Origin of the sequence: Diaphorobacter ruginosibacter (assembly GCF_040396215.1) — a bacterium.
Taxonomy (GTDB): Bacteria; Pseudomonadota; Gammaproteobacteria; order Burkholderiales; family Burkholderiaceae_C; genus Diaphorobacter_A; species Diaphorobacter_A ruginosibacter_A.
The window spans coordinates 1-10,450 of sequence record NZ_JBEBOW010000129.1 but is presented as its reverse complement, the minus strand read 5'-3'; the positions used below and the strand labels follow the sequence as shown (position 1 = coordinate 10,450).

9 protein-coding genes are annotated in these 10,450 nt (G+C 65.4%); 8 read left to right on the top strand and 1 reads right to left on the bottom strand.

Annotation, left to right across the window (positions count from 1 at the left end; genetic code table 11):
- The 8 genes from ABWP92_RS14245 to ABWP92_RS14210 form a co-directional block, all read left to right on the top strand.
- On the top strand, window positions 1–642 hold a 642-nt coding region (locus ABWP92_RS14245; RefSeq protein ID WP_353236053.1), incomplete at its 5' end, for an acyl-CoA dehydrogenase C-terminal domain-containing protein.
- A gap of 102 nt (window positions 643–744) precedes the next feature.
- Window positions 745–1,704 (top strand): NAD(P)H-dependent flavin oxidoreductase, encoded by a 960-nt coding sequence (locus tag ABWP92_RS14240; protein ID WP_353236052.1) that lies wholly within the window; start codon window positions 745–747, stop codon window positions 1,702–1,704.
- Window positions 1,705–1,905: 201 nt separating this feature from the next.
- The gene (gene cydD, locus ABWP92_RS14235; protein WP_353236055.1) at window positions 1,906–3,582 is read left to right on the top strand and encodes a thiol reductant ABC exporter subunit CydD; all 1,677 of its coding nucleotides are present in this window, start codon (window positions 1,906–1,908) and stop codon (window positions 3,580–3,582) included.
- Window positions 3,582–5,357 carry an amino acid ABC transporter ATP-binding/permease protein gene (locus ABWP92_RS14230; protein WP_502907545.1) on the top strand — a complete coding sequence of 592 codons (1,776 nt, stop codon included), beginning with the start codon at window positions 3,582–3,584 and terminating at the stop codon, window positions 5,355–5,357. The genes cydD and ABWP92_RS14230 overlap by 1 nt, the downstream gene beginning before the upstream one ends.
- Window positions 5,358–5,379: 22 nt before the next feature.
- Entirely contained in the window at window positions 5,380–6,966 is a 1,587-nt protein-coding gene (locus tag ABWP92_RS14225) for a cytochrome ubiquinol oxidase subunit I (protein WP_353236051.1), read from the top strand.
- A gap of 24 nt (window positions 6,967–6,990) precedes the next feature.
- Window positions 6,991–8,145 carry a cytochrome d ubiquinol oxidase subunit II gene (gene cydB / locus ABWP92_RS14220; RefSeq protein WP_353236050.1) on the top strand — a complete coding sequence of 385 codons (1,155 nt, stop codon included), beginning with the start codon at window positions 6,991–6,993 and terminating at the stop codon, window positions 8,143–8,145.
- A 22-nt stretch (window positions 8,146–8,167) separates the two neighbouring features.
- Complete coding sequence (gene cydX, locus ABWP92_RS14215; protein WP_353236049.1) at window positions 8,168–8,299, top strand: cytochrome bd-I oxidase subunit CydX; 132 nt, start codon at window positions 8,168–8,170, stop codon at window positions 8,297–8,299.
- 233 nt (window positions 8,300–8,532) lie between these two features.
- The gene (locus ABWP92_RS14210) at window positions 8,533–9,690 is read left to right on the top strand and encodes an acyltransferase family protein (protein WP_353236048.1); all 1,158 of its coding nucleotides are present in this window, start codon (window positions 8,533–8,535) and stop codon (window positions 9,688–9,690) included.
- A gap of 121 nt (window positions 9,691–9,811) precedes the next feature.
- Here the strand turns inward: ABWP92_RS14210 and rnk are convergent, their stop codons facing one another.
- Window positions 9,812–10,228, bottom strand: coding sequence for a nucleoside diphosphate kinase regulator (gene rnk / locus ABWP92_RS14205; RefSeq protein WP_353236047.1), 417 nt, complete (start codon window positions 10,226–10,228; stop codon window positions 9,812–9,814).
- Window positions 10,229–10,450: the final 222 nt, after the last annotated feature.

Genomic DNA, 10,450 nt, shown 5'->3' with positions numbered 1-10,450 from the left:
AACGCCACGTTCTATGAATTCCTCGTGCCGCTGATCAAGGGCTACAGCACCGAGACGAGCCTGGAGGTGACCAGCCTTGGCGTGCAGGTGCATGGCGGCATGGGCTTCATCGAGGAAACCGGAGCGGCGCAGTACTACCGCGACGCGAAGATCCTGACGATCTATGAAGGCACGACCGCCATCCAGGCCAACGATCTCGTGGGCCGCAAGACAACGCGCGATGGCGGAGCATCGGCCAGGGCGATCGCCGCCCAGATCGAGAAGACCGAGGCTGAACTGATCGCCAATGGATCCGCTGACGCCAAGGCGGTCGCGGCGCGGCTGGCAGCGGCCCGCAAGGCGTTCCTCGACGTGGTCGACTTCATGGCCGGCGCCGCCAGGACGGCGCCCAACGACGTATACGCCGGCAGCGTGCCTTACCTGATGCTCGCCGGCAACCTGGTCGCGGGCTGGCAACTGGGCCGCGCGCTGCTGGTGGCGCAGCAGCTGGCCGCGAAGGGCGAAGACCGGATGTTCATGGAAGCCAAGGTGGCCACGGCCCGCTTCTATGCCGACCACATTCTCGTGAAGACGGCATCGCTGCGCGACAGCATCGTCGATGGCGCGTCCAGCGTGATGGCCTTGCCGCAGGAAGCGTTCTGACAGCCAGCCGTTTCGGCCTTCTTTCTCTCGCCGCCGATGCCTGGATGACCGAGCATGGGCGGCGCTTTTTCGCATCAATCCGGTTTCCAGGAGACTCTCGCCATGTCCAAACTGCCTCCCGTGCTGCAAAAGCTCGCGCTGCCCGTGATTGGCTCGCCGCTGTTCATCATCAGCAACCCCAAGCTGGTGATCGAGCAATGCAAGGCCGGGATCGTGGGCTCCATGCCCGCGCTCAACGCGCGTCCCGCCGAGCAGTTGGATGACTGGCTGGCGGAGATCACGCAAACCCTGGCCGACTGGGACAAGGCGCACCCCGAGCAACCCAGCGCGCCGTTCGCCATCAACCAGATCGTGCACAAGAGCAACGACCGGCTGGAGCATGATCTGCAGGTCTGCGCCAAGTACAAGGTGCCTCTGGTCATCACCAGCCTTGGCGCGCGCGAGGATGTGAATCAGGCGGTGCACGCCTGGGGCGGAGTGGTGATGCACGACGTCATCAACAACAAGTTCGCGCACAAGGCGATAGAGAAGGGGGCGGACGGCCTGATCGCCGTCGCCGCGGGGGCGGGCGGACACGCGGGCGTAAAGAGCCCGTTCGCGCTGATCCAGGAGATCCGCCAGTGGTTCGACGGCCCGCTGGCGCTGTCGGGCTCGATCGCCACGGGCGGCGCGATCCTCGCAGCCCAGGCCATGGGGGCGGACTTCGCCTATATCGGCTCCGCCTTCATCGCCACCGACGAGGCGCGCGCGCCGGATGCCTACAAGCAGGCCATCGTCGATGGGTCCTCCGACGACATCGTCTACAGCAACCTGTTTACCGGCGTGCATGGCAACTATCTCGCCGCCAGCATCCGCGCGGCCGGGCTCGATCCCGAGAACCTGCCCGAATCCGATCCGAGCAAGATGAACTTTGGCGGCGGCGGCGCGGCCAAGGCATGGAAGGATATCTGGGGCAGCGGCCAGGGCATTGGCTCCGTGGGCCAGCGCGTGAGCGCCGCGGACTATATCGCGCGCCTCAAGCGCGAGTACGCGCAGGCGCGCGCGCGGCTGGCGCTGTCGTGAATTTTCCGCCGTGTCCGTATCCATTGACGGGCGGATTCTGTAGGGCGTACAGGAAGTCGGGCTGAATTCGTACGCACGGAGGCTCGGATTTGTTTCATCATGCAGGGCCGAGACGAGCGCATCCGATGAATTTCCGAAGAACCGACCTATCCGAACGTGTCCAAATCAGCTGGCTCTCCCACCGCTGAGGGCCCGCGGCCCATGCCGCTGGCCGATCAAGGTGCCCTGTTGCAGACCGCGGCATCCCTGCTGTGGCTGCCGCAAGCATGGTGGATCGCTTGCTCGGTACAGGTGCTGGCGGATGGCGGAGGGGTGCATGGCGTCATTTTCCTGGCGGCGGGCGTGCTTGCGGCCGGTGCGGCGCGCGCGTGCCTGGATGCGGCGGGATCGTTGCGCTCGCAGCTTGTGGCGCGCGGGCTTCTGAGCCGGTTGCGCGGTGAAGTTCTCGAAGCGCTCAAGAAGGCTTCCCCGCTGGATGGCGGCCAGGCCACGTCCGGCCAGGCCGCCAGCGCGATGGCCGAGCAGGCGCAGGCTATCGTGCCATGGCTCTCGCGCTACCGGACAGCGATGCTGCGCACGCGCGTTGTTCCTCTGGCGGTCGTATGCGCCGTCGCGTATTTTTCTTGGGTTTGCGCGCTGATTCTCCTGGTCGCCGCGCCGCTCATTCCCTTGTTCATGGCCATCATCGGCTGGCGAGCGAGGGCCGCAAGCGAAGCGCAGATGGTGGAGCTGGGCGACATGAATTCCTTTCTGCTCGACCGCCTGCGCGGCCTGAGCACATTGCGCGCGCTCGGTGCCGTGGATGCCACCGCACATCGCCTGCGATCGCATGCCGACGGTTTGCGTGAACGCACGATGAAGGTGCTGCGCATCGCGTTCCTTTCCTCGGCGGTGCTGGAACTGTTCTCGGCGCTGGGTGTCGCCATGGTCGCCGTCTATGTCGGCTTCCATCTGCTTGGCACGCTCGCTTTCGGGGCCTGGGGCGGGCAGCTCACGCTGGCGTCCGCGATGTTCATTCTGCTGCTGGCGCCATCGTTCTTCGAGCCGCTGCGTGAGTTGTCCGCCGTGTGGCATGACCGCGCGGCGGGAGAAGCCGCCAGCCAGGCTCTGCAGGCGCTTGCGCGGCAGGGGCTGCGCGTGGTGGGGCACGGTGGCGGCGAGAGCTTGTTTGGTGGCGATGGTGATGGGGTCGCCCGGCCGTTGTCCGTGGACCTGGTTGATCTGCAGGTGAATGTGCCGGGCCATGCCAGCGCGATGGAACGGATCGACGCCCGCATCCGTGCGGGGGAGCACGTCGCGCTGTGGGCGCCGAGCGGCAGCGGCAAATCCGTTCTGCTTTCTCAGATCGCGGGGTTGATTCCTGTCGAGCGGGGATGCATCCGGATCGATGGAGAGGAACTCTCGCCGGGCAACGCGGATGCCCTGCGGGCCCGCATGGCGTGGATGGGGCAGCGGGTCCATGTGTTTGCAGGCTCCATTGCGCGCAATGTGTCGCTGGATCGGCATGGCGTGAGCCGCCGGGACATGTTGAACGCCGCGCGCGCGGCGGTGTTCGATGATGCGCTTCTTGAACGCTCATCCGCGAGCGTGGGCGAGGGCGGCAAAGGGCTCTCCGGCGGAGAAACCGTGCGCCTGGGACTGGCGCGCATGGCTGTTCAAGTCCAGGCGGGCCTGCTGCTGGTGGACGAACCCACGGCGCACCTCGATCCGCAGACCGCAGCGCAGGTCATCGGCGCCTTGCTGGAAATTGCCGGGGGCCGTACCTTGATCGTCGCCACGCACGACGCGCAGCTCGCCGCAAGCATGGATCGCGTCATCGTGCTGAACGGCGAAGCCGGTGCGGCGTGGGCGCGGCCGCTGGATTGCGAGGCGGTGTGATGGAGCCGGGCGCATCCCCACGCACGCGGGCGCCGCTGCGCGCCATCTGGCGGGCGATGCATGCCGGGGCATCGCGCAGGCTGTGGATCGGCGGCGCCCTGGCGGCGGTTGCGACCGTGCTCATGGGCATGGCGCTGCTCGGGCTCTCGGGCTGGTTCATTACCGCGACAGCCATTGCCGGGTTGGTTCCGGGGGCCATGCTGGTTTTCGACGTGTTCATGCCGTCGGCGGGCATCAGGCTGCTGGCGCTGGGGCGAACCGGGTCGCGCTATGCCGAGCGGCTGATCACGCATGAGGCCACGCTCGCGGCCCTGGCTGCGCTGCGTGAGCGCCTGTTCCGCGCGTGGTCCACGCCGCAAGCCGCGCGGCATCTGTTGTCGCGCCCGGCGCGCCTGCTGCAGCGGCTCACAGCCGACGTGGATGCGCTGGACAATGTCTATCTGCGCCTGCTGGTGCCCGCCAGCGCGGCCCTGGGCTCGGCGATGGTGGTGATGCTGGCATTCGGCGCGATGCGCTGGTGGCTTGGTCTGGTGGCCGGCATCTGGCTGATCGCTGCGGGCTGGGGCATTGCGCTGTGGCTTGGCGTCGGCAGCCGCCGCGCCGCGGTACGCAGCGCCCTTTCCGTCGAGACGATGCGCGCGCGCGTCGTCGATCTGGTGGCGGGCAAAACGGATCTGTTGATGGCGCAGCGTGTTCCGGCGCAGTGCGCATCCATCCTGGCCATCGAGGAGCGTGCGGCGCATGCGGACGCCCGGCTGTACAGGGCTGAAGCGCGCGCCGCCGCAGCCTATGGCGTCGTCAACGCCGTCACGCTGGCGGCCAGCCTGATGGCCATGGCCTGGCTCGTGGAGCAGGGCCGCATCGGAGCGGCGGTCGCGGCGCTGGGGCTCTTGTTCGCGCTGTCGGCGATGGAGCCGTTTGCCGCATTGAGCCGTGGCGCATCGCAGGCGGGCCGCATCTGGCTTGCCGCGAGGCGCCTGGGGGCGGACCTGGCCCGGTACGAGGCGCGGCCGGCGCAGCCGCTTTCCGGCGAAGCGGCTCGTCCGTGCGCCATTGCCGGTGATCTGGCGGTGACGCTGCGCGACGCGGGTGTCCGGCATGATGGGGCGTGGATGGCCGGTCCCCTGAGCCTGACGATCGCACGCGGCGAGCGTGTTGCCGTGATCGGCGCGAGCGGGGCCGGGAAAACCACCTTGCTCTCGCTGGTCGCGGGCGAGGTGCGGGCGAGCTCCGGCGAAGTGCATGCCTGCCGCTGCAGTTGGATGACGCAGCGCACCGAGCTTTTTCAGGACAGCCTCCGGGACAATTTGCGCCTTGCCAATCCGCAGGCATCGGATGAACAATTGCAGGCGGTGATCGAGAGTTCGGGCCTTGCCGCCGACATCGGCAAGCTGCCGGAGGGCCTTGATACGCGGCTGGGCGAGGGCGGACTGGGAATGTCGGCCGGGCAGTCGCGCCGGTTGGCTCTTGCCCGCTTGATGTTGAGCCCGGCGCCATGCTGGCTGCTCGACGAAGTCAGCGAAGGCCTGGATGCCGCCATCGCCCGCGACGTGATGGAGCGGCTTGCGCGCGCGGCGCGGGGCCGGACGCTATTGCTCGTCACGCACTGGCGGCGCGAGGCGGTCATCGCGGACCGCATCGTGCGCATGGAGCACGGACGGATCACCGGGCAGGCGGTGCGCGGCACGGAAGAGTTCACGAAGGCGCTGGCCACGCTGAGAGCCGACGCACACACCGGGGCCGGTGCGGGCGGGCGGTCAACGGTTTCCTCTTGAAAGCGGCAGAAAGGATCTTGTCATGGACCTCAATATCGTCGACTTGTCCCGGCTCCAGTTCGCGCTGACCGCGCTCTATCACTTTCTCTTCGTCCCGCTGACGCTGGGTCTGTCCATCCTCCTGGCCATCATGGAGACGGTGTATGTGATGACCGGGCGCACGATCTGGCGCGACATGACCAAGTTCTGGGGCGTTCTGTTCGGCATCAACTTCGCCATGGGCGTCGCCACCGGGGTGGTCATGGAGTTCCAGTTCGGCATGAACTGGAGCTACTACAGCCACTACGTGGGCGACATCTTCGGCGCGCCCCTGGCCATTGAAGGGTTGATGGCGTTCTTTCTTGAAGCGACCTTCGTCGGCCTGTTCTTCTTCGGCTGGGACCGCATGAGCAAGATCGGCCACCTGGTCACCACCTGGCTGGTGGCGCTGGGCTCCAACTTCTCGGCGCTGTGGATTCTGATTGCCAACGGCTGGATGCAAAACCCGGTGGGGGCCGCATTCAATCCGCAGACCATGCGCATGGAGGTGAACGACTTCTTCGCCGTGATCACCAACCCGGTGGCGCAGGCGAAGTTCGTGCACACGGTGTCCGCGGGCTATGTGTGCGCTTCGCTCTTCGTGCTGGGCGTCTCGGCCTGGTACCTGCTCAAGGGGCGGCACGTGCACCTGGCCAGGCGTTCCATGACCGTGGCCGCATCCTTCGGGCTGGCCGCTTCGCTGTCGGTGGTGGTGCTGGGGGACGAAAGCGGCTACCTCTCCACGGAGCACCAGAAGATGAAGCTCGCCTCCATCGAGGCGATGTGGGATTCGGAGCCCGCACCGGCATCGTTCACGCTGTTTGGACTGCCGGACAGGCAGGCGCGGGAAACGCACTATGCCGTCCATATTCCATGGGTCATGGGGCTGATCGGCACGCGTTCGCTGACCACCGAAATTCCGGGCATCAACGATCTGGTGAAGCTCGCGCAAGAGCACATCCGCGATGGCATCCACGCCTATGACGCGCTGCAGACGATCCGCGCGGCCAGTGGTGATGCCGATGCGGCGCGGCAGGCCAGGCAGACGTTCGAGGACAAGGGGCGCTCGCTTGGCTATGCGCTTTTGTTGATGCGCTATGTCGATGATCCGCGCAAGGCCAGCGACGAGCAGATCCGGCAGGCCGCGATGGATACGGTGCCGTCGGTCGGCCCCCTGTTTTGGACCTTCCGCGTGATGGTCGGACTCGGCATGTTCTTCATCGCTCTCACGGCCGTTTTTTTCTATCTCTCGGCGCGGCACCGGCTGGATGCCTATCCGTGGCTGCTCAAGCTCGCCGTGCTGGCCATTCCCCTGCCCTGGATCGCCATCGAGTGCGGCTGGATCGTCGCGGAGCTGGGCCGCCAGCCGTGGATCATCGAGGGCGTGCTCCCGACGGCGATGGCTGTCTCCAATCTCGGGGCGGGCACCTTGCTGCTGACGATCTGCGGCTTCGTGCTGATCTATACGGTGCTGTTCATCATCGAGATGAAGCTTTTGCTCAAGGTGATCCGCAAGGGGCCGGAGCACGAGAGCGAGCCGCACCTGAGCCTCTACGAGCCGATGATCGAAAAGCTCGCGCGTGCGCGTTGAGTCCCGCAACACCAGGAGTTTGAAATGATCTTGCACGAACTGATTTCATACGACGTATTGCGCATCATCTGGTGGCTGCTGCTGGGTGTCCTGCTCGTGGGTTTCGCCGTGACCGACGGCTTCGACCTGGGGGCGATGGCGCTGCTGCGCGCATCGGCGAAAAACGATGTCGAGCGCCGCGTGGTCATCAATGCCGTCGGCCCGGTCTGGGAGGGCAACCAGGTCTGGCTGATCCTGGGCGGCGGGGCCATCTTCGCTGCCTGGCCGCAACTGTATGCCGTGTCTTTCTCCGGCTTCTATCTGGCGATGTTCGTCATTCTGGTGGCGCTCATCCTGCGGCCCGTGGCGTTTAAGTTCCGCAGCAAGCGCGAGGACGCCGGCTGGCGCAATGCCTGGGATTGGGTGCTGTGCATCTCCGGCATCGTCCCCGCGCTGATTTTCGGCGTGGCCGTGGGCAACGTGCTGCTCGGGGTGCCGTTCCGTTTCAGCGACGACCTCCGCATCTATTACGACGGGACGTTCTTCGGCCTGCTCACCCCCTTCGCATTGCTGTGCGGACTGGTGTCGCTGTGCATGCTGACCATGCACGGCGCCTGCTGGCTGGTGTTCAAGACGCAAGGGGAGACCGCCGCCCGTGCGGCGCGGCTGGGCTCCATTGCCGCGATGCTGGCCTCGGTGCTGTTTGCGCTCGCGGGCGTGTGGGTGGCGCTGGGAATCAATGGCTATGAGATCACCAGCGCCCTGGATCCGCTGGGACCATCGAATCCGCTGGCCAAGACGGCTGCCCAGGCGCGGGGCGCGTGGATGGTGAACTTCGGGGCGGCTCCCGCTCTCTGGGCGCTGCCGGTGCTGGGCGTTGCTCTGCCGTGGGCCGCGGCGGTGGGCATGCGCGCGCGCCGCGAGTGGCTTGCGCTGCTGGCCAGCGGGCTGGCGATCACCTGCATCATCCTGACCGTCGGCGCGGCCATGTTCCCGATCATCCTGCCTTCCTCGGTGGACCCGCGTTTCAGCCTGACCGTATGGGACTCTTCTTCAAGCCACGTGACACTGTTCATCATGCTGGTGTGCACGCTGATCTTCATGCCTCTCATCCTGGCCTACACCAGTTGGGTCTATCACGTTCTTCGCGGCAAGGTCGATCCCATGGCGATCGCGGAAGGCCGCACTCACTCCTATTAGAAAAAGCAAAGGAGGAAACATCATGTGGTATTTCTCATGGCTTCTGGGACTGCCGCTGGCAGCGGCCTTCGCGGTGCTGAATGCGATGTGGTACGAACTGACCGAGGATGAGGCGATGCGGCGCGAAATACTCGATCGCACCGGGTCAAAGTAAACCCAATTGCACTTCATGCGTTGAACAGGGTATCGGCGTTGAAAGCGCCGCTGTCCGTGTAGTCAGCGAGCATTGCGAATGCAGGCGGCTGCATGCACGTGGCGGGAGCGAGCTCCAGGAGGCGCTCCTTTGTTTCGCCGCCTGCAGCATTCGGCCAATGAGCGCACAATTTCGCCTTTGCCGGACTTTGCAGAGCATATCCACAGCCGGAACTGAATACATACAACACCAAAATGGCTTCCGCAAAGCGCAATGCAAGCATTGACTGCATCAAGGGCCTGGCCTGCATGGCCATCATCTGGCACCACCTGGCTTTTTATGGCCCCATGTCCGATGTCGCCCAGGCTCTCGTTCCCGCAACCGTCGAATGGCTGAGCGAATACGCGCGCATGGCCGTGCAGATCTTCCTGGTGCTCGGCGGCTATCTGGCTGCGGCCAGCCTGGCTCCCAAGGCGCTGGCGCGCTTTGACAATGCCCCCGAGCAGGTCGGCAAGAGGTTCGTGCGTCTGGTGGTTCCCTATGCCGTGGCGCTGATCGTGGCCGTGCTGCTGTCCGACCTGGTGCGTCCGTTGATGGATCACCCGTCGGTTCCGGGCGAGCCGACCATTCCGCAGCTCATTGCCAATGCGTTCTTGATTCAGGACATCGTCGGGGAGGAGGCACTTTCCGCCGGCGTCTGGTATGTGGCCGTCGATTTCCAGTTGTTCGTGATGGCCGTTCTGCTGTTCGCCGCCATGCGCACCTTCAGATTTTCCGACGGAATGCGCGCCCGGCTGACGCAGTTGCTCGTCATCGCGGGCGTTGCCGCTTCGCTGCTTTATGCCAACCGCAATGCCGATTGGGATATGTGGGGTATCTATTTCTGGGGCGCTTACGGGCTCGGCATGCTGGCGTTCTGGGGCTCGCGCTCAAGGCATTGGGCGGTCTGGTTCGTATTGATCGGAGCGTTGGGCTGCGCCGCGCTGTGGATCGAGTTCCGCGGCCGCATCGCGCTGGCCATGGCCTGCGCCTTGATGCTGATGCTGTTGATGCGCCCGGCGCGCGAAGACGGTACAACGCATGCTCAACTGCTGTTCGGAAAACTGCTCGGCCCGCTGCAGCCGCTGACCTTGCTCCTGCAAGGACTGGGCCGCATTTGCTATTCGGTCTTCCTGATCCACTTCTCCGTGTGCCTGCTCGTCAACGCCGTGGTGACCGCATGGTTGCCGCAGGATCCCGTGCTGAACCTGCTGGGCATGGTCGCGGCATTCGTGCTTTCCGTGATGGCCGGGCGCATTCTCTATCTGCGGGTGGAGCAGCATGTTCCGACATGGCTGACTGCGCTGCGCTGGCAGTTGAGCCTGATCGGCGCGGGCGGCGGAGTGCTGTTGGCCGGGCAGTTCGTGAACTGAGCGCAGCGGTCGCCCGGGCATTTCGCCCTGCGCAAGTGATACCTGCCTGTCCGTCTATCCGTCTATCCGTCTATCTGCCTGTGCGCTCGGGCGGCTTGCCGCGGCAAGCCGCGCCCATCGGTCAGCGATGCATCTCGCCGGAGCTTTCGGGCTGATAGACGATCTGTTTGACGCGCACCGTCATGGCCTTGCCCCCCGGGCCCGGCCATGCCAGTTCATCTCCGACGGACAAACCCAGCAGTGCGCTTCCGACAGGCGCGAAGATGGATATCTTGTCGGCGCTGCCATCCATGTCGCGCGGGTAGACGAGGGTGAGCACGAACTCCTTGCCGCTTTCCACGATGGTGAACTTCACGATGGAGTTCATCGTGACCACCGTGGGGGGCATTTCTTCCGGCGCGAGAACGTCCGCGCGGTCCAGTTCCGCCTGGAGTTCCGCCTTGCCCGGAAACGCGCTCGCCGGAACCGCGGCGAGCAGCGCTTCGATGCGATCGACGTCGAGCGATGACAGCGTGATGGGCGGTTTGGCTTGGGCCATGGAGGAGTCCTTTTCTATCAATGACGAATGGGGAAATCCACCACTGTATAGGGTTTGCCCCGGCGTGCGCCTCAATGCCGTACGCCGGAGCATGGACTAGGCCGCGAAAGCTTGCATTTTGTACGGAGATGCCGCAGCCGGGCCTGCGTGGCCCGCAGCTATTTAGCGCTGCCAACACGACCCAGCAAACCGAAGGTTTGCGATCGAGACGAGGCGCGAAGC